This is a genomic window from Frigoribacterium sp. CFBP 8751 (assembly GCF_014841545.1).
GTDB lineage: Bacteria > Actinomycetota > Actinomycetes > Actinomycetales > Microbacteriaceae > Frigoribacterium.
The window spans coordinates 325628-344549 of the sequence record NZ_JACYUB010000003.1 but is presented as its reverse complement, the minus strand read 5'-3'; the positions used below and the strand labels follow the sequence as shown (position 1 = coordinate 344549).

16 protein-coding genes are annotated in these 18922 nt (G+C 67.7%); 13 read left to right on the top strand and 3 right to left on the bottom strand.

Features of this window, described 5'->3' with window-relative positions; all coding sequences use genetic code 11:
• Positions 1-71 precede the first annotated feature (71 nt).
• From IFT88_RS10850 to dnaE, 5 genes are all read left to right on the top strand, one after another.
• The gene (locus IFT88_RS10850) at positions 72-374 is read left to right on the top strand and encodes a YggT family protein (protein ID WP_043594929.1); all 303 of its coding nucleotides are present in this window, start codon (positions 72-74) and stop codon (positions 372-374) included.
• Between the two features lie 145 nt (positions 375-519).
• A complete protein-coding gene (locus IFT88_RS10845; protein WP_056226928.1) occupies positions 520-1296 on the top strand; it encodes a DivIVA domain-containing protein in 777 nt (258 codons plus the stop codon).
• A gap of 4 nt (positions 1297-1300) precedes the next feature.
• Positions 1301-1972, top strand: coding sequence for a signal peptidase II (lspA, locus tag IFT88_RS10840; RefSeq protein WP_052505240.1), 672 nt, complete (start codon positions 1301-1303; stop codon positions 1970-1972).
• A complete protein-coding gene (locus IFT88_RS10835) occupies positions 1969-2892 on the top strand; it encodes an RluA family pseudouridine synthase (protein ID WP_043594930.1) in 924 nt (307 codons plus the stop codon). Before lspA ends, IFT88_RS10835 begins: the two co-directional genes overlap by 4 nt.
• A 98-nt stretch (positions 2893-2990) precedes the next feature.
• Positions 2991-6455 carry a DNA polymerase III subunit alpha gene (gene dnaE, locus IFT88_RS10830; protein ID WP_056226925.1) on the top strand — a complete coding sequence of 1155 codons (3465 nt, stop codon included), beginning with the start codon at positions 2991-2993 and terminating at the stop codon, positions 6453-6455.
• Positions 6456-6530: 75 nt separating this feature from the next.
• Here the strand turns inward: dnaE and IFT88_RS10825 are convergent, their stop codons facing one another.
• Complete coding sequence (locus tag IFT88_RS10825) at positions 6531-7049, bottom strand: flavin reductase family protein (protein ID WP_192120491.1); 519 nt, start codon at positions 7047-7049, stop codon at positions 6531-6533.
• 33 nt (positions 7050-7082) lie between these two features.
• Between IFT88_RS10825 and hisD the strand changes: the two genes are divergently transcribed.
• The 3 genes from hisD to IFT88_RS10810 all read left to right on the top strand — a co-directional run bounded on the left by hisD (position 7083) and on the right by IFT88_RS10810 (position 10008).
• Positions 7083-8393 (top strand): histidinol dehydrogenase, encoded by a 1311-nt coding sequence (gene hisD, locus IFT88_RS10820; protein ID WP_192120489.1) that lies wholly within the window; start codon positions 7083-7085, stop codon positions 8391-8393.
• A gap of 83 nt (positions 8394-8476) precedes the next feature.
• On the top strand, positions 8477-8959 hold the full coding sequence (gene nrdR / locus IFT88_RS10815) for a transcriptional regulator NrdR (RefSeq protein ID WP_056226580.1): 483 nt from the start codon (positions 8477-8479) through the stop codon (positions 8957-8959).
• Entirely contained in the window at positions 8956-10008 is a 1053-nt protein-coding gene (locus tag IFT88_RS10810; RefSeq protein WP_342212138.1) for a quinone-dependent dihydroorotate dehydrogenase, read from the top strand. Before nrdR ends, IFT88_RS10810 begins: the two co-directional genes overlap by 4 nt.
• An 84-nt stretch (positions 10009-10092) precedes the next feature.
• Here IFT88_RS10810 and IFT88_RS10805 read toward each other — a convergent pair whose 3' ends face one another.
• Entirely contained in the window at positions 10093-10671 is a 579-nt protein-coding gene (locus IFT88_RS10805) for a DUF3043 domain-containing protein (RefSeq protein ID WP_043594934.1), read from the bottom strand.
• A gap of 41 nt (positions 10672-10712) precedes the next feature.
• Between IFT88_RS10805 and IFT88_RS10800 the strand changes: the two genes are divergently transcribed.
• From IFT88_RS10800 to IFT88_RS10780, 5 genes are all read left to right on the top strand, one after another.
• On the top strand, positions 10713-12128 hold the full coding sequence (locus tag IFT88_RS10800; RefSeq protein ID WP_192120487.1) for a dipeptidase: 1416 nt from the start codon (positions 10713-10715) through the stop codon (positions 12126-12128).
• 133 nt (positions 12129-12261) lie between these two features.
• A complete protein-coding gene (gene erpA / locus IFT88_RS10795; RefSeq protein ID WP_043594936.1) occupies positions 12262-12624 on the top strand; it encodes an iron-sulfur cluster insertion protein ErpA in 363 nt (120 codons plus the stop codon).
• A 208-nt stretch (positions 12625-12832) separates the two neighbouring features.
• Positions 12833-13729 carry an aa3-type cytochrome oxidase subunit II gene (gene ctaC / locus IFT88_RS10790; protein WP_043594937.1) on the top strand — a complete coding sequence of 299 codons (897 nt, stop codon included), beginning with the start codon at positions 12833-12835 and terminating at the stop codon, positions 13727-13729.
• An 11-nt stretch (positions 13730-13740) separates the two neighbouring features.
• Positions 13741-15486: an aa3-type cytochrome oxidase subunit I gene (ctaD, locus tag IFT88_RS10785; protein ID WP_082059957.1), complete on the top strand. Its 1746-nt coding sequence runs from the start codon at positions 13741-13743 to the stop codon at positions 15484-15486.
• 5 nt (positions 15487-15491) lie between these two features.
• On the top strand, positions 15492-15908 hold the full coding sequence (locus IFT88_RS10780) for a cytochrome c oxidase subunit 4 (RefSeq protein ID WP_043594938.1): 417 nt from the start codon (positions 15492-15494) through the stop codon (positions 15906-15908).
• 1375 nt (positions 15909-17283) lie between these two features.
• Here the strand turns inward: IFT88_RS10780 and qcrB are convergent.
• Positions 17284-18894: a cytochrome bc1 complex cytochrome b subunit gene (gene qcrB, locus IFT88_RS10775; protein ID WP_342212143.1), complete on the bottom strand. Its 1611-nt coding sequence runs from the start codon at positions 18892-18894 to the stop codon at positions 17284-17286.
• Positions 18895-18922: the final 28 nt, after the last annotated feature.

The following is an 18922-nucleotide window of genomic DNA, read 5'->3' as shown; positions in this document are numbered from 1 at the left end:
CCGCGTCGACGTGACGACCTGCCCGTCCGCGAGTCTCCTCGCGCCGACTCGTGTGAGCTGATGACCCCCCGATGATCACTTACCTGATCGCCACGATCGCCTACTACGTACTGCTGATCTTCTTCTTGCTCATGTGGGCACGCTTCGTGCTCGACCTGGCGCAGTCGTTCAGCCGTGGCTGGCGACCCAAGGGGCCCGTCCTCGTGTTGGCCGAGGTGGCGTACACCGTGACCGACCCACCCATCCGTCGCGTACGCAAGATCCTGCCGCCCGTACGACTCGGCTCGGTCGCACTCGACTTCGGCTGGAGCATCATCATGCTGGCCGTGATCATCCTGATGAGCGTCGCCTCCGGGCTCCGCACCTTCGGCTGACCACGCCGTCGGCGAGTGACAGGGTAGGCTCACTGAAGCGCCTGAACGGCACGACCCCGGCCCGACCGGGTCCCGTTCCTCTACGGTGTAGAAGAACGACACAGACCACGATCACACGATCCAACAGATGCACGAGGTGACGGCAATGGCTTTGACGCCGGAAGACGTAGTCAACAAGCGGTTCCAGCCGACGAAGTTCCGCGAGGGATACGACCAGGACGAGGTCGACGATTTCCTCGACGAGGTCGTCGCCGAGCTGCGACGTCTCAACCAGGAGAACGACGAGTTGCGTCAGCGCCTCTCGTCGGGCGAGTCCGCCCCCGCGACGCAGGCGGCCCCCGTGTCGGCCCCGGTGGCCAGCGCACCGGCTCCCGCGTCGGCGCCGGCGCCCGCCTCGGCTCCCGAGGTCGTCGAGCCCGAGCCGGTCGTCGAGCCCGAGCCCGTCGTCGCGGCCCCCGCCGCGGTGGCGTCCGCCCCCGCCTACTCCGCCCCGGCCGTGTCCGAGGCCGACGAGACCAGCAGCACCAACAGCTTGCTGCAGCTCGCTCGCCGTCTGCACGAAGAGCACGTCCGCGAGGGTGTCGAGAAGCGTGACGCTCTTATCGCCGAAGGCCACGCCACCGCCGCACGTCTCGTGTCAGAGGCCGAGGCTCGTCAGCGCGAGGTCGTCGCCGAGGCCGAGACGAAGTCGCGTGACATCGTCGGTGCCGCCGAGACCCAGCAGCGCGAGATCCTCGACCGACTGAACACCGAGCGCTCGAGCGTCGAGCGTCGCATCGACGACCTGCGGTCGTTCGAGCGTGACTACCGCTCGAAGCTCAAGAGCTACATCGAGGGTCAGCTGCACGAGCTCGACGGCGAAGGCACCGGCGAGGCCTCGCGCCCCACTCCCGCCAGCGCCCAGGGCTTCGGCTCGAACTAAGGTCTTGTCGAGCGACAAGCCCACCACGAAGGCCAGCGTCCGCGTTCTCGCGACGCTGGCCTTCGTCGCGGTCGTGGCCTACGGCCTCGACCAGGGCACCAAACTTCTGGTCACCCGCACCCTCGTCGAAGGCGGTTCCGTCGACGTCGTCGGCGAGTTCTTCCAACTGCACTTCGTCAAGAACCCCGGTGCCGCCTTCTCGTTCGCCAGCGGCTCGACGTGGATCTTCTCGATCGCCGCTGCCGGTGTCGCCGTCGCGATCCTGATCGTGGCCCGGCGCATCCGGTCCCTGGCCTGGTCGATCATGCTGGGCATGCTGCTCGGCGGCACCCTCGGCAACCTGACCGATCGCCTGCTCCGAGAGCCCTCCTTCGGGCAGGGGCACGTGATCGACTTCATCTACTTCCCGTCCCTGCTGCCGGCCATCTTCAACGTGGCGGACGTCTTCATCGTCTCGAGCATGGGGTTGCTCCTCCTGCTCACGGTGCTGGGCATCGGACTCGACGGGACGCGCACGCCGAGCTCGACGAAGGCTCGGCGTTCGGCCGAGGACGGGCACGACTCGGGTTCGTCGGTGGCCGATCCGGCGCCGGACGGCCGGCCGGCGGCTGCCGACGGTGAGCCGAGCGCTCCTGCCGACACCGCGCCTCCTGCCGACCGCCGGGGCACCTCGTGAGCGAGTCGCGTGCCCTCCCGGTGCCCGACGGGCTCGCCGGCGAACGTGTCGACGCGGCCCTGGCGAAGTTGCTCGGATTCAGCCGCACCTTCGCGGCCGAGGTCGCGGCCTCGGGCGGGGTGACGCTCGACGGTCGCACCGTCGGCAAGTCGGACCGGCTCGAGGCCGGTGCGTGGCTCGACGTCACGTGGTCACCGCGCGAGGCCCCCGCCGTGGTCGCCGTCGACGTACCGGGCATGGCGGTCGTGCACGACGACGACGAGATCGTGGTCGTCGACAAGCCCGTCGGCGTCGCTGCTCACCCATCGGTGGGGTGGACCGGCCCGACCGTGCTCGGCGGGCTCGCCGCCGCGGGCTTCACCGTGTCGACGTCGGGTGCCTCCGAACGTGCCGGCATCGTGCACCGCCTCGACGTCGGCACCAGTGGACTCATGGTCGTGGCCAAGACCGAGCGGGCCTACACGCTGCTCAAGCAGGCGTTCCGTGAGCGGACCGTCGAGAAGATCTACAACGCGGTGGTCCAGGGCCACCCCGACCCGTTGACCGGAACGGTCGACGCGCCCATCGGGCGCCACCCGTCGTCCGATTGGAAGTTCGCGGTGGTCGTCGACGGCAAACCGTCGGTCACGCACTACGAGACGGTCGAGGCGTTCCCGTCGGCCTCCTTGCTCGAGATCCACCTCGAGACGGGGCGGACCCACCAGATCCGCGTCCACATGGCGGCCCAGCGACACCCCTGCGTCGGTGACGCGACCTACGGCGCCGACCCCACTCTCTCGGCGACCCTCGGTCTCACACGTCAGTGGCTGCATGCGGTGCAGCTCGGTTTCCGACACCCCGGGACGGGTGAGCCGGTGGTCTACCGGTCGACCTACCCCGCCGACCTGCAGCACGCTCTCGATGTCCTCCGTCGGAGTTAGGCTGTTCCCCTAGTCGCCAGTTCCACCACCAGACGAGGAGCCCCGTGGCCTCGAGCAAAGACTCATTCGTCCATCTGCACGTGCACAGCGAGTACTCGATGCTCGACGGTGCGGCTCGGGTCAAACCGCTGGTCACCGAGGCGGCGGCGCAGGGGATGCCCGCGGTGGCGGTCACCGACCACGGCAACGTGTTCGGCGCGTACGACTTCTGGAAGACCGCGACCGAGGCGGGCGTCAAGCCCATCATCGGCACCGAGGCCTACATCACACCAGGGACGCACCGGGGTGACAAGACGCGCGTGCGGTGGGGTGACGGCGGACGCGACGACGTGTCGGGCTCCGGTGCGTACACGCACATGACGCTGCTGTCCGAGAACACCACGGGCATGCACAACCTGTTCCGCCTCTCGTCCCGGGCATCGCTCGAGGGCTACTACTTCAAGCCCCGCATGGACCGCGAGCTGCTGTCGCAGTACTCCGAGGGCCTCATCGCCACGACCGGCTGCCCGAGCGGCGAGGTGCAGACCCGCCTGCGGCTCGGCCAGTACGACGAGGCGCTCAAGGCGGCTTCCGACTTCCGTGACATCTTCGGCCGCGAGAACTACTTCGCCGAGATCATGGACCACGGGCTGGGCATCGAGCGGCAGATCATGGGTGACCTGCTGCGCCTGGCGAAAGACCTCGACCTTCCGCTGGTCGCGACGAACGACCTCCACTACACGCACGAGCACGACGCCACCAGCCACGCGGCGCTCCTCTGCGTCCAGTCCGGCTCGACGCTGAACGACCCGAACCGCTTCAAGTTCGACGCCGACGAGTTCTACCTGAAGTCGGCACAGCAGATGCGACACCTGTTCCGCGACCATCCTGAGGCGTGCGACAACACCCTGCTCATCGCCGAGCGGTGCGACGTGCAGTTCAACACCTCGGCCAACTACATGCCCCGGTACCCGGTGCCCGAAGGCGAGACCGAAGAGACCTGGTTCATCAAAGAGGTCGAGAAGGGACTCGTGTACCGCTACCCGGCGGGAATCCCCGACGAGGTGCGCAAGCAGGCCGAGTACGAGATCGGCGTCATCACCGGCATGGGTTTCCCCGGCTACTTCCTCGTGGTCGCAGACTTCATCAACTGGTCGAAGGAGAACGGCATCCGGGTCGGGCCGGGCCGTGGCTCCGGTGCGGGCTCGATGGCCGCCTACGCCATGCGGATCACCGACCTCGATCCGCTGCGCCACGGTCTCATCTTCGAGCGGTTCCTCAACCCCGACCGCGTCTCCATGCCCGACTTCGACGTCGACTTCGACGACCGTCGTCGCGGCGAGGTGATCCAGTACGTCACCGAGAAGTACGGCGACGAGCGTGTCGCGCAGATCGTCACGTACGGCACCATCAAGGCGAAGCAGGCCTTGAAAGACAGCTCTCGAGTGCTCGGGTTCCCCTTCGGCATGGGTGAGAAGCTCACCAAGGCCATGCCCCCGGCCGTGATGGGCAAGGACATCCCTCTCACGGGCATCTTCGACAAGCAGCACGAGCGCTACAAAGAGGCCGGCGACATCCGGACCGTCGTCGAGTCCGACCCCGAGGCCAAGACCGTCTTCGACACGGCGCTCGGCCTCGAGGGGCTGAAGCGCCAGTGGGGTGTGCACGCCGCCGGCGTCATCATGTCGAGCGATCCGCTCATCGACATCATCCCGATCATGAAGCGCGAGCAAGACGGTCAGATCGTCACGCAGTTCGACTACCCGGCCTGCGAGTCCCTGGGCCTCATCAAGATGGACTTCCTGGGGTTGCGAAACCTCACGATCATCAACGACGCCCTCGACAACATCAAGACGAACCGAGGCTTCGACCTCGTGCTCGAAGACCTCGAGCTCGACGACCGGGGCGCGTACGAACTGCTCGGGCGCGGCGACACCCTCGGGGTGTTCCAACTCGACGGCGGGCCCATGCGTGGGCTCCTCCGGCTGATGAAGCCCGACAACTTCGAAGACATCTCCGCCGTCATCGCGCTCTACCGACCGGGCCCCATGGGCGCCAACTCGCACACGAACTACGCCTTGCGGAAGAACGGCGCGCAAGACATCACCCCGATCCATCCCGAGCTGGAAGAGCCGCTCAAAGAGATCCTGTCGACCAGCTACGGCCTGATCATCTACCAAGAGCAGGTCATGGCCATCGCGCAGAAGGTGGCCGGCTTCTCGTTGGGCCAGGCCGACATCCTCCGACGCGCCATGGGCAAGAAGAAGAAGTCCGAGCTCGACAAGCAGTACGCCGGGTTCGAGAAGGGCATGTTCGACAACGGTTTCTCGCCCGATGCCGTGAAGATGCTCTGGGACATCCTGTTGCCCTTCTCCGACTACGCCTTCAACAAGGCGCACTCGGCGGCGTACGGCGTGGTGTCGTACTGGACGGCCTACCTTAAGGCCCACTACCCGGCCGAGTACATGGCCGCCCTGCTCACCAGCACCGGGGACTCCCGCGACAAGCTGGGCCTCTACCTCAACGAGTGCCGCCGCATGGGAATCAAGGTGCTGCCGCCCGACGTCAACGAATCGATCGGGTTCTTCGCGGCCGTCGGCGACGACATCCGCTTCGGCATGGGTGCCGTGCGCAACGTCGGCTTCAACGTGGTCGATCACGTGATCGCGGCGCGCAAGAAAGAGGGTGCGTTCACCTCGTTCCACGACTTCCTGCGCAAGGTGCCGCTCCCCGTGGCGAACAAGCGGACGGTCGAGTCGCTCGTCAAGGCAGGAGCATTCGACTCGCTGGGGTCCACGCGGCGTGCTCTCGTCGAGATCCACGAGTCCGCCGTCGAGGCCGCGGTCAGCGAGAAGCGGGCCGAGGCGAACGGACAGGTCGGCTTCGACTTCGACTCCTTGTGGGACGAGCCGCAGGACGTCCAGCACGTGCCCGAACGTCCCGAGTGGTCGAAGCGAGACAAACTGGCGTTCGAGCGCGACATGCTGGGCCTCTACGTCTCCGACCACCCGCTCGCGGGCCTCGAGCTACCCCTGGCGAAGCACGCGCAGACGACGGTCACCGACATCCTGGCGAGCGACCCCGCGACGATCGACGGCGAGACGGTGACGATCGCAGGGCTCATCACCAGCGTGCAGCACCGCGTGGCTCGTAACTCGGGCAACCCCTACGGCATCATCACCGTCGAGGACTTCGGGGGCGAGATCTCGGCCATGTTCCTCGGCAAGACCTACCAAGAGTTCGGTCCGTCGCTCGTCGGTGACTCCATCATCGTGCTCAAGGGCCGGGTGAGCGTCCGCGACGACGGCATGAACATGCACGCCGCGAGCATGTTCATGCCCGACCTGGGCGTCGGCGTGAACCACGGGCCGTTGCTCCTGCAGATGCCCGAACACCGGGCCACGCACGACACGGTCACCGAGCTGGCGGCGGTGCTCGGCCGTCACTCCGGCGGCACCGAGGTCCGCCTCCGACTCGTCAAGGGCGAGGCCGCCCGCGTGTTCGAGATCCCCATGCCGGTCGACGTCACGGCCGACCTGTTCGGCGAACTGAAGAGTCTGTTGGGTCCCGGCTGCCTCGTCTGAGGTGGCCGGCACCCGGCCCGGCTGAGTCGGGTCAGGTGTTCGGCACCCGCCTGTCGACGCGAGGTGAGCCCGGTGTCAGCCCTCGAGGTGCACGGGTCTCAGGTAGCGGCGGTCGTGGTACAGCAGGGCGTCGTCGTTGTCGCCCACGCCGCCCGTCCCGATGCGCACGACCACGACGGCGTTGCCGTGGACGGGTAGCCGCTCGATGATCGTCCCGGTCATCCACGCGGTGACGCCCGTCAGCAGCGGCACCCCGTTCGGCCCGTCGGTCCAGTGGTCACCGGCGAAGCGCTCGGCGGCGGGACCCGCCATGCGGTGGGCGAGGTCCCGGTTCCGTAGGCCGAGCAGGTGCACGATCACCTGGTCCGTCTCCGTGAGTGCAGGCCATGAACTCGCCGTCCTGGCCATGTTGAAGGTCGCGAGCGGCGGCACGGCGGCCAGGGACGCCAGCGACGTGGCCGTGAACCCGACCGGGGTGCCTTCGCCGTCACGCGCCGTCACGATCGCGACGCCGGCGGCGTGGCGTCGGAAGGCGTCCTTGAACGCCTCGAGGGAGCCGTCGGGCCGCGAAGTCGTCGCGTTGTCGTCCGTCATGCTCCCGACCCTACTGACTAGGCTGGACGGGCCATGATCCAGACCACAGATCTGCGCGGTCTCGCGCCGACCCACGCCCAGCTGCTCGACCTCGTCCCGCGGTCCCACGCCGACGTCGGGGCCGCGACGGACGCCGCCCGGCGTCTCGTCGACGACGTCCGCGAGCGGGGTGCCGCTGCCCTTCGTGATCAGGCGGCACGTTTCGACGGCGTCCGCCCCGACACCCTCCGCGTCGCGACGCAGACCATCGACGACGCCGTCGCGGCCCTCGACCCCCTGGTCAAGGAGGCGCTGGTCGAGTCGATCGCGCGCGTCACGCAGGCCAGCCGCGCCCAGGTCCCGTCGCCGACCACGACCCGACCCGCGCCGGGTGCGGTCATCGAGCAGCGGTGGCAGCCCGTCACACGCGCCGGGGTCTACGTCCCCGGCGGCAAGGCCGTGTATCCCTCCAGCGTCGTCATGAACGTCGTTCCCGCACAGGTGGCGGGGGTGTCGTCGATCGCCCTCGTGTCGCCCGCGCAGCGCGAACACGGCGGGGGAGTCCACCCCGTCATCCTGGGTGCCGCCGGCCTGCTGGGAGTCGACGAGGTGTACGCCATCGGTGGTGCCGGGGCGATCGGTGCGCTCGCCTACGGCGTGCCCGAGCTCGAGCTCGAGCCGGTCCAGGTCATCACGGGCCCCGGCAACAACTTCGTCGCCGCTGCGAAGCAGCTCGTGCGCGGTCGGGTCGGCATCGATTCGGTGGCCGGTGCGACCGAGATCCTCGTCATCGCCGACGATTCGGCGGACGCCACGTTGGTCGCCGTCGACCTCATCAGCCAGGCCGAGCACGACGAGGAGGCCTCGGCCGTCCTCGTGACGGACTCGGCCGCCTTCGGCGAGGCCGTCGTCGCCGAACTGACCCGGCTCGTGCCCCGCACGCTGAGCGCCGCGCGAGTCCGGACCGCCCTCTCCGGTCGCCAGTCGGCGGTGGTCCTGGTCGACGACCTCCGGCAGGCCGCCGCGTTCAGCAACGCCTACGGGCCGGAGCACCTCGAGGTGCAGACCCGCGACGACGACGCCGTCCTGGCCGACATCACCGACGCCGGCGCGATCTTCGTGGGGCCGGACACGCCCGTCAGCCTGGGTGACTACCTCGCCGGTTCGAACCACGTCCTGCCCACCAGCGGGCAATCGCGCTTCTCGTCCGGGCTCGGCGCGTTCACGTTCCTCCGACCCCAGCAGATCGTCCGATACGACGCCGAAGCCCTCGGTGTCGTGGCCGAGCGGCTCGTGGCGCTCTCGAACGCCGAGCTGCTGCCCGCCCACGGCGAGGCCGTCGCGGCCAGGCTGTCGCGCCCCTGAACCGGGCACGGTCCCCGCGGGCGGGCACCCGGGTGGCCCGGGCGTCCGACGTCGGCCCCGGCGTCCGATAATCTGGCCGCACCATGTTCTGCCCCTTCTGCCGCCACCCCGACTCCCGAGTCGTCGACTCCCGCACCAGTGACGACGGCACGTCGATCCGTCGTCGCAGGCAGTGCCCGAACTGCGGTCGTCGGTTCAGCACGACCGAGACCGCGAGCCTCAACGTGGTGAAGCGCAACGGCGTCCTCGAACCGTTCAGTCGCGACAAGATCATCTCGGGCGTTCGCAAGGCCTGCCAGGGACGCCCGGTGACCGACGGGGACCTCGCCGTCCTGGCGCAGAAGGTCGAGGAGGCCGTCCGGGCGAGCGGTGCGTCGCAGATCGAGGCCAACGACATCGGTCTGGCCATCCTGCCTCCGCTCCGCGACCTCGACGAGGTGGCTTACCTGCGTTTCGCCAGCGTCTACCAGGCCTTCGACTCGCTCGAGGACTTCGAGGCCTCGATCGGTCAACTGCGCGAAGAGCACGCGTCCCGTCCCCTCCCCACACGGTCGGTCGACGAGTGAGGACCCCGTACCGCGTCCTCTTCGACGTCGTCTTCGCCAAGATGGACCCCGAGGACGCCCACCATCTCGCCTTCCGGGTCATCAAGGCGATCCCCAAGGTGGGCCTGGCCGGCGTCGTCGGACGCCTGACGGCCCCGGCGCCGTCCCTCGCCGTCGAGGCGCTCGGACTCCACTTCGCCTCCCCCTTCGGCGTCGCGGCAGGCTTCGACAAGGACGCCAAGGGCATCGCCGGTCTCGGCGCCCTCGGGTTCGGGCACGTCGAGGTGGGCACGGTGACGGCTCGGCCACAGCCCGGCAACGACCGCCCTCGGCTCTTCCGGCTCGTCCCCGACCTCGCCGTCGTGAACCGCATGGGGTTCAACAACTCCGGCGCCCACGCGGCGGCCCTCGAACTCAGCCGGGCACGATCGGCTCCGTCACGGCCTGTCATCGGCGTGAACATCGGGAAGAGTCGCGTCGTGGACGTCGACGACGCGATCGACGACTACCTGGCCAGCACGCGCCTCCTGGCTCCTCTCGCCGATTACCTCGCGGTGAACGTCAGTTCACCCAACACACCGGGGCTCCGGGGGCTGCAAGAGCTCGACAGGCTCGCCCCGCTCCTCGAGGCCGTCCGCGACGCCGCGGGGCACACCCCCGTGCTGGTCAAGATCGCACCCGACCTCGACGACGAGGGGGTCCGCCGGATCGGTGCCCTCGTCACCGAGCTCCGCCTGGCGGGCGTGATCGCCACCAACACGACAGTGTCGCGAGAGGGCCTCGTCACCGACGGCTCCGTCGTCGAGGCCGCGGGAGCCGGTGGCGTCTCGGGTGCGCCGCTCGCCACGCGATCCCTCGAGGTCTTGAGGCTCGTCCGGGAGTCCGTCCCGAGCGAGACGTGCGTCATCTCCGTCGGGGGCGTCTCGAGCGCCGAGGACGTCGACGAACGACTGCGCGCCGGGGCCACGTTGGTGCAGGGCTACACGGCCTTCCTCTACCGCGGGCCGCTCTGGGCGCGCCAGGTCAACCGAGGGCTCGTCGCCCTGCGGCGACGTCGACCCTCGGCCTGACGAGATCTCACGCCGACGAGGCCGAGACCGCGAAACGGCGTCACCCACCAGGGGTGACGCCGTTCGTCGTCCGGGGTGACGCGCCTAGGCGGTGGGGTAGTCGCCGCGCTTGACCTGCGGTTTGGGCAGGCGCATGGGCTTGAGCTGCATCGCGCGCATGGCGGCGTACCAGCGGTTGCCCTTGCGGACGTTCTCGGCGCCGTACTTGGCGGCGAGCTTGCGGTTGACGCTGCGACCGACGATGAGGCAGTCGACGACGGCGAGGGCGAAGAACCCCCAGAGCACGAGCAGCGTGATCGACTGGATGGCGGCCGACTGCACGAGCGTCATCGCGATGACGACGACCATGATCGGGATCATGGCCTCGCCCACACTGAAGCGCGCGTCGACGTGGTCACGGATGAAGCGACGCTGCGGGCCCTTGTCGCGGTCGGGCAGGAATCGTTCCTCGCCGTTCGCGAGGCCGACGCGGGCACGGTCACGCTGCTCGGCGAGACGGGCCCGCTGTGCCTTCTGGGCTTCTTTGCCCGAGGCGACGAGGGGCCTCTGGTTGGCGGCCTCGCGCTCGCGTCGCGTGGGCGTCGGGCGACCCTTGCCGACCGCGGTCGACTCGGGCTCGGCGACGGTGGTCGTCTCGGTCGTCTTGCTGTCTGGCTTGGCCACGGGAGATCCTCAGGGTTGTCCGAGTTCCTAAGATTACCTGCATGAGCGACTCGCAGCATCCCGTCCGACCGACCGATCCCCGTACTGTCAGCGAACTCGCGGAGGCCGTGCACGCGGGTCTGCCCGCGACGATCGCCGACCTCGGCGCCCTCGTGCGCATCCCCTCCGTCTCGTGGGACGCCTTCGACCCCGAGCAGGTGCGACGCAGCGCCGACGCGGTCGCCGCCCTGGTCGAGGGCACGGGCCTCTTCGACCAGGTGACCGTGAGCAGGGCCCCCATCGGTGACACCGGAACCCTCGGCCAGCCCGCCGTGCTCGCCCGCCGAGCGGCTCGCGACGGCAAGCCGACCATCCTTCTGTACGCGCACCACGACGTGCAGCCGCAGGGCGACGACGCCGACTGGGACACCCCTCCGTTCGAGCCGACGGTCAAGGGCGACCGGCTGTACGGGCGTGGGGCCTCCGACGACAAGGCCGGCGTGATGACGCACGTGGCGGCCCTCCGCGCGGTGCACGAGGTGCTCGGGGGCGACCTCGGCGTCGGCGTCTCGTTGTTCATCGAGGGCGAGGAGGAGTTCGGTTCCCGCTCCTTCGCCGACTTCCTCGTGCAGCACGAGGACGAGCTGCGTGCGGACGTGATCGTCGTGGCGGACTCCGACAACTGGAGCACGACGGTGCCCGCCATCACCGTCGGCCTGCGCGGCAACGTGACCTTCCGCCTCACCGTCCGCACCCTGGCCCACGCGTCCCACTCCGGCATGCTCGGCGGGGCGGTCCCCGACGCCATGCTGGCGATGGTGAAGCTGCTCGCGACCCTGCACGACGACGACGGCAGCGTGGCCGTGGCCGGTCTGACGAGTCGCGAGGCCGACCACCCCGAGCAGAGCGAGCAGAAGCTGCGGGACGAGAGCGGGCTGCTCGAGGGCGTGACCCCCATCGGCCGAGGTCCGATCCTGAGTCGGGTGTGGTCGCAGCCGTCGATCACCGTGACCGGCATCGATGCACCGTCGGTCGCCAACGCCTCCAACACGCTGAGCCCCGAGGTGTCGGTCCGCATCAGCGCCCGCATCGCTCCCGGGCAGACCGCCGAGGACGCCTACGCCGCCCTGGAGGCGCACCTGCGAGCACACGCACCGTTCGGCGCCCACGTGCAGATCGACGACGTCGACCAGGGTGATCCGTTCCTGGTGGACACCACCGGCACGGCCATCGCCGACGCCACCGTCGCGATGACCGAGGGCTGGGGCGAGGCGCCGGTCCAGACGGGCATCGGCGGATCGATCCCGTTCATCGCCGACCTCGTCCGGACCTTCCCCGAGGCGCAGATCCTCGTGACCGGCGTCGAGGACCCCGACACCCGGGCGCACAGCCCGAACGAATCGCAACACCTCGGCGTGCTGCATCGGGCCGTCCTCAGCGAGGCGATCCTGCTGGCGCGCCTCGACGCGAGGGGCTGACCGGCACGACCCGCGCCTCCTCGGCACCGTTGTCGAGCGGGGGAGGCCCGGGTCCGGAACAAAACCGGCCCACGGCTGCTTACACTGGTCGACGACGAGTGCCCCGCACTCGACCCGGCCCGAAGGAGGCACCATGACCGACATCGCAACCGCTCCCGTCGACGCGAAGGCGCACGGCGTGACCATCACGTCCACCGCCGCGGACAAGGTGAAGAGCCTGCTGACGCAAGAAGGCCGGGACGACCTGCGCCTCCGCGTGGCGGTCCAGCCCGGCGGCTGCTCGGGGCTCATCTACCAGCTGTACTTCGACGAGCGCATGCTCGACGGCGACGCGACCGTCGACTTCGACGGCGTCGAGGTCATCGTCGACAAGATGAGCGTTCCCTACCTCGACGGTGCGGCCATCGACTTCGAGGACACCATCCAGAAGCAGGGGTTCACCATCGACAACCCCAACGCGCAGGGCAGCTGCGCCTGCGGCGACAGCTTCCACTGATCGTCGCGTGACGGCTCCCGGTCGTCGGTCGAGAGGGGATCATCCGCGAGGGTGGTCCCCTCCCGCATGTCCGGGGGGCGTTCTCGCTCGACGTCGAGAGGCTTCCGGCGCGTGCCGTGCGCTGGGGGGTCGAACCTGCGAGTAAGCTAGGCAGGTCCCCGTCAACACTGGGAACACCCCCCACTGTCGTGTCATCCGAGAGGTAACAGTGCGTTCTAACCGCCGTCTTCGTTGGGCTGCCGCCCCCATGGCAGTCGTCCTGGCTCTCGTGCTAGCGGGGTGCACCACCGACCAGCTGCAGGGGTGGCTGCCCACCACCGCGGGCACGACCAACCACGTGGACCGCGTCATCGGCCTCTGGGTCACTTCGTGGATCGTGCTGTTGATCGTCGGTGTAATCGTGTGGGGCCTGATCATCTGGGTCTGCGTGGCGTACCGCCGGCGCAAGGGCCAGACGGGCCTGCCCGTACAGCTCCGCTACAACATGCCGATCGAGATCTTCTACACGGTCGTGCCCCTGATCCTCGTGCTGGGCTTCTTCGCCTTCACCGCCCGCGACCAGGCCGCCATCGAGGCGCCCACCGCGAGCCCTGACGTGAAGATCGACGTCTACGCCAAGCGCTGGGCGTGGGACTTCAACTACATCGACCAGCAGAACGAAGACGAGAGCGTCTACTACCAGGGCATCCAGGCGCAAGAACTGGGTGACGGCACGATCGACGAGAGCCAGCTCCCCGAGCTCTACCTCCCCGTCGGCAAGACCGTGCAGATCGACCTCAAGTCGCGCGACGTGGCCCACTCTTTCTGGATCATCGACTTCCTCTACAAGAAGGACACGATCCCCGGCAAGACCAACTCGATGTACTTCACGCCCGAGAAAGAAGGCACGTTCAGCGGAAAATGCGCTGAGTTGTGCGGCGAGTACCACTCGCTGATGCTCTTCAACGTCAAGGTCGTTTCGCAGTCCGAGTACGACCAGTACCTGCAGACGCTCGACGCCGAGGGAAACACCGGCCTCTTGGGCGACCAGTACAACACCAACACCAACCAGCCGGGCACCGAGGCACCTGCCAACGCCGCCGGCACCGAAGACTCCGAGAAGTAAGGCACGGTTCGATGAGCTCAGCCACCGCCACCCGCCCCACCACCGGTGGGACCTCGTCCGGTCAGAACTTCGGTGCATCGAAGGTCGGCCGCAAGGGCAACGTCGTCGTCAACTGGATCACGTCGACCGACCACAAGACCATCGGGTACATGTACCTGATCACGTCGTTCCTCTTCTTCTGCCTCGGCGGCGTCATGGCGCTGATCATCCGCGCGCAGCTCTTCGCACCCGGCCTCGAGATCGTCGCCACCAAAGAGCAGTACAACCAGCTCTTCACGATGCACGGCACGATCATGCTGCTCATGTTCGCGACCCCGCTGTTCTCCGGCTTCGCGAACGTCCTGATGCCGCTCCAGATCGGGGCGCCGGACGTCGCGTTCCCCCGTCTGAACGGCTTCGCCTTCTGGCTGTACTCCTTCGGCTCGATCATCGCCGTCGCCGGCTTCCTCACCCCGCAGGGTGCTGCCTCGTTCGGCTGGTTCGCCTACGCACCTCTGAGCGACACGACGTTCTCACCCGGGCTGGGTGGAAACCTCTGGGTGTTCGGTCTGGGCCTCACCGGCTTCAGCACGATCCTCGGTTCGGTCAACTTCATCACCACGATCGTCTCGATGCGTGCCCCGGGCATGACCATGTGGCGCATGCCCATCTTCACCTGGAACACCCTGATCACCTCGATCCTCGTGATCATGGCCTTCCCTGTGTTGGCTGCTGCTCTCTTCGGACTCGGATTCGACCGCGTCTTCGACGCCCAGGTCTTCAACCCCGCCAACGGCGGTGCCATCCTCTGGCAGCACCTGTTCTGGTTCTTCGGCCACCCCGAGGTTTACATCATCGCCCTGCCGTTCTTCGGCATCGTGTCCGAGGTGTTCCCGGTCTTCAGCCGCAAGCCGATCTTCGGGTACAAGACGCTCGTCTACGCCACCATCTCGATCGCGGCCCTGTCCGTCACGGTGTGGGCCCACCACATGTACGTCACCGGCTCCGTCCTCCTGCCGTTCTTCTCCCTGATGACGATGCTCATCGCGGTGCCCACCGGTGTGAAGATCTTCAACTGGATCGGCACGATGTGGCGTGGCTCGGTGACCTTCGAGACGCCGATGCTCTGGGCGATCGGGTTCCTGATCACCTTCACCTTCGGTGGTCTCACCGGTGTCATCCTGGCGTCGCCGCCACTCGACTTCCACGTGTCCGACACGTACTTCGTCGTGGCGCACTTCCACTACGTGGTCTTCGGCACCGTGGTCTTCGCGATGTTCTCCGGCTTCTACTTCTGGTGGCCGAAGTGGACGGGCAAGATGCTCAACGAGCGTCTCGGGAAGATCCACTTCTGGATGCTGTTCGTCGGATTCCACACGACGTTCCTCGTGCAGCACTGGCTCGGCGTCATGGGCATGCCCCGCCGCTACGCCACGTACCAGCCCGAAGACCACTTCACGTGGATGAACCAGCTCTCGACCATCGGTGCCATGTTGCTCGGCGTCTCGATCCTGCCGTTCCTCTACAACGTGTACATCACGGCTCGTCGAGCGCCCAAGGTCGAGGTCAACGACCCGTGGGGTTACTCGCGCTCGCTCGAGTGGGCGACCTCCTGCCCCCCGCCGCGACACAACTTCACGTCCATCCCTCGCATCCGTTCCGAGTCGCCGGCATTCGACCTGAACCACCCCGAAGCCGGTTTGCCCGTCGGCATCGGGCCCGTGAAGGACGCACCTGACGCCCCCACGTACGACGCGTCCAGCGAGAAAGTGAAATAGCCCCAATGAAGACCAACGCGACGCTGTTCTGGATCCTCGCGATCTTCTTCTTCCTCATGTGCGCGGTCTACGTGCTGTGGAGCCTGCTCGACACCGGTCAGGTCGAATGGGCGGGCACGCTCGGCATCGGTCTCGCCGGCATGCTGGGGGCCTTCCTGGCGTTCTACATGGGTCGCTCGCACGCTACCCAGGGAGGCGAGCTCCCTGAAGACCGTCTGGACGCCAACATCGACGACGGTGACCCCGAGATGGGCTTCTTCAGCCCGTGGTCGTGGTGGCCCATCATCCTCGCTGCTGGTTGCAGCCTCATTTTCCTGGCGCTGGCCGCGGGCATGTGGATCATCTACATCGGTGCTGCTCTGACGGCCGTGGCTCTCGTCGGCTGGGTCTACGAGTACTACCGCGGTAACTTCGCACACTAGTTCGTCTGCTCGTCCGAGCGGGAAGGGCGTCGGTCTTCGGACCGGCGCCCTTCGTCGTCTGGCGCTTGTCCTCTGGCGCCCGGCGCCCGGTGCCCGGCGCTTGGCGCCTGGCGTAGGGCTTCTGGCGCGAGTCTCACCACACCAACATCCTCGAGGGACCCTCTCCGGCCGTCGTTCATGATCCTGGCCGTTTCACGACCTCGGCCCCACGACCGATGGTAGGTCCGCGAGAACGGTGGGTGGCGCGGGTCGTGACAACCTTGCTGGCGTCAGCAGGAGGCGCTTGTTGCCGGGTCCTTGTCTCCCGACGCCCTGGATAGCGGATCAAGGAGAGCCAGACCGCCCCGCGACGGAGAGCCAGACCGCAGCACGGAGATGTGACCACTTCGATGAAGCAAGGGTCACGTCTTCCGGCATGGGCTGCATGTGGAGCTCGTCGCGACAACGCGTCCGCGCGGCTACTCGGCACAGGAAGCTCGTGGCGCGACGAGGGCCCGGCCCGAGAGCCGTTGCGGCCCACGCGTGGCCGATTACGGCAGAGTCGGCAGAGTCGGTGGGAGCGCGCAGCGCACCGTCCACCGGCAGTGGGTCACGCCCGCAGAGCAGCTCTGATCATCTGCGCGCCGCGTGCGCCCAGGAAGTAGCTCTCACCTGGCGCGAGCACGAAGCGTCTCAGCGTGATGGGGGACCGGCCGAACCATGCTCTGCGAGGCGAGGACCGCAGTCCGCTGTCCGATGGGAGCAGGAGGAGGAGCGCCGAGGAGATCGGGTCCGGGACTGCAGGCGCACCCGGAGGACGGGCGGGCACGGGGCCGAGTCACCTCGTGTCGACGACAAGAACCGGTACGGGGACCGCGGCGGGGGAGGGGCCTGTCGCACTCCTCGACTGCGGATGCCAGGGCTCCAGCCATTTGTCGGGCGGCCACAGAGGAGAGGGCGGCAGGCCGTCGAGCGGGCGAGGACCTCCTGGTGGGCACAGAGGAGGACGGCAGGCCGTCGAGCGGGTCAGGTCCTCCTGGTGGGCACGGAGTAGGACGGCAGGCCGTCGAGCAGGCGAGGACCTGCCGGTGGGGATCTTGATGTGGCGACATGACGAGGCCCTAGCCTGTCGCGGTAGCCCAGCGCTCGAAGCGGGTGTCGTGGACGCTGCCACGATCTGCCGAAGCGGTAAAGCTCGTCACGACGGGGCAGACAGGATCATCGCTGACCGTGGGGCTGCCGCTTCGGAGTGCATGCCGGAGCAGGAGTAGCTGTGCCCGAGGGGCAGCTGGTAGCTCCCCTCGAGTGCGGCCAGCGGGGCATGTCGGCTCCCCGGGAGAAGCCGAAGGCCCGGCTGCACGGAGCGTGCAACCGGGCCCAGGGGGACTACCGAAGGTCAGTGGCCTTCGTCGTGGTGCGATGCCTCGATCTCGGAGCGCTTCACCGGGGCGATGCGGTCCTCGAAGAAGAACGACGACGCCGATGCACGGGCCCGCTGCAGAGCCGTGATCTTGCCGTTGGCGTTCGGTCGGACCATGAGGGGCTCGTACTCGTTGAAGTCGAGGAGACGCCAGCGCTCGTACTCGTCGAGCTGCTCGTGCACCTCGATGTACTCACCACCGGGCAGACGGACGATGCGTCCCGACTCGTAGCCGTGCAATGCGACCTCGCGGTCTTTCTTCTGGAGGGCGAGGCAGACACGCTTCGTGACCCAGAAGGCGATGAACGGGCCGATGATCAGAGCTGCCTGGCAGGCATGGATCACGTAGTTCAACGACAGGTGGAAGTGGGTCGCCATGATGTCGGAGCTCGCCGCCGCCCAGAGGCTGGCGTAGAACACGATGCCGGCTGCACCGATGGCGGTACGTGTCGGGGCGTTGCGGGGGCGGTCGAGAATGTGGTGCTCGCGCTTGTCGCCGGTCACCCAGGCCTCGAAGAACGGGTAGAGCAGGACCACGACGATGAAGAGACCGAGCACCGTGATCGGCACGAGGATGTTCATCGAGACCGTGTAGCCGAAGGCGACGAACTCCCACCCCGGGGGCACGAGGCGCAGGGCCCCGTCGGCGAAGCCGATGTACCAGTCGGGTTGGGTACCTGCCGACACGGGGGAGGGGTCGTAGGGCCCGTAGTTCCAGATGGGGTTGATCGTGAACAGCGAAGCGATCAGGACGATCACGCCGAAGACGATAAAGAAGAATCCACCGGCCTTGGCCGCGAACACGGGCATGACAGGCACGCCGACGACGTTCTGGTTCGTCTTGCCGGGGCCGGCGAACTGCGTGTGCTTGTTGATGATCAGCAACAGCAGGTGCACGCCCAGGAGGGCGATCAACAGCGCGGGCAACAGCATGATGTGCAGCGAGTAGAACCGGCCGACCATGTCGGTACCCGGGAACTCGCCACCGAACACGAGGTAGGAGATCCAGACGCCGATCACGGGGATGCCCTTGATCATGCCGTCGATGATGCGCGCGCCGTTGCCGGAGAGGAGGTCGTCAGGAAGCGAGTACCCGGTGAAGCCCTCGGCCATCGCGAGGATCCACAGCGTGAAGCCCACGACCCAGTTGATCTCACGGGGCTTGCGGAAGGCGCCGGTGAAGTAGACGCGCAGCATGTGCAGCATGATCGCCGCGACGAAGAGCAGTGCAGCCCAGTGGTGGATCTGGCGGAACAGAAGGCCACCACGGATGTCGAACGAGATGTCGAGCGTCGACGCCATGGCGGCCGACATGTTGAGGCCCTTGAGCGGAACGTACGAACCGTTGTAGTTGACCTCAGCCATCGAGGGCTGGAAGAAGAACGTCAGGAACGTGCCCGAGAGCAAGATGACGACGAACGAGTAGAGCGCGACCTCGCCCAACATGAACGACCAGTGGTCGGGGAAGATCTTGCGACCCACCTCTTTGACCAGGCCGGACATGCTCGTGCGCTCGTCGATGTAGTTCGCCGTGGCACCGAGGAACTTGTTGGTCTTCGTCGGTGCGAAGGCAGGAGCCTTGCCGATGTTCTCGGACGTGGCCGGTTCGGCACCG

What these genes read in the sequence shown, in the direction of transcription:
- IFT88_RS10780 (WP_043594938.1), top strand. Translation starts at nt 15,492, where the DNA reads ATGAAGACCAACGCGACGCTGTTCTGGATCCTCGCGATCTTCTTCTTC.
- erpA (WP_043594936.1), top strand. Translation starts at nt 12,262, where the DNA reads ATGACCGACATCGCAACCGCTCCCGTCGACGCGAAGGCGCACGGCGTG.
- hisD (WP_192120489.1), top strand. Translation starts at nt 7,083, where the DNA reads ATGATCCAGACCACAGATCTGCGCGGTCTCGCGCCGACCCACGCCCAG.
- IFT88_RS10825 (WP_192120491.1), bottom strand. Translation starts at nt 7,049, where the DNA reads ATGACGGACGACAACGCGACGACTTCGCGGCCCGACGGCTCCCTCGAG.
- dnaE (WP_056226925.1), top strand. Translation starts at nt 2,991, where the DNA reads ATGCTCGACGGTGCGGCTCGGGTCAAACCGCTGGTCACCGAGGCGGCG.
- ctaD (WP_082059957.1), top strand. Translation starts at nt 13,741, where the DNA reads ATGAGCTCAGCCACCGCCACCCGCCCCACCACCGGTGGGACCTCGTCC.
- IFT88_RS10850 (WP_043594929.1), top strand. Translation starts at nt 72, where the DNA reads ATGATCACTTACCTGATCGCCACGATCGCCTACTACGTACTGCTGATC.
- nrdR (WP_056226580.1), top strand. Translation starts at nt 8,477, where the DNA reads ATGTTCTGCCCCTTCTGCCGCCACCCCGACTCCCGAGTCGTCGACTCC.
- IFT88_RS10800 (WP_192120487.1), top strand. Translation starts at nt 10,713, where the DNA reads ATGAGCGACTCGCAGCATCCCGTCCGACCGACCGATCCCCGTACTGTC.
- IFT88_RS10845 (WP_056226928.1), top strand. Translation starts at nt 520, where the DNA reads ATGGCTTTGACGCCGGAAGACGTAGTCAACAAGCGGTTCCAGCCGACG.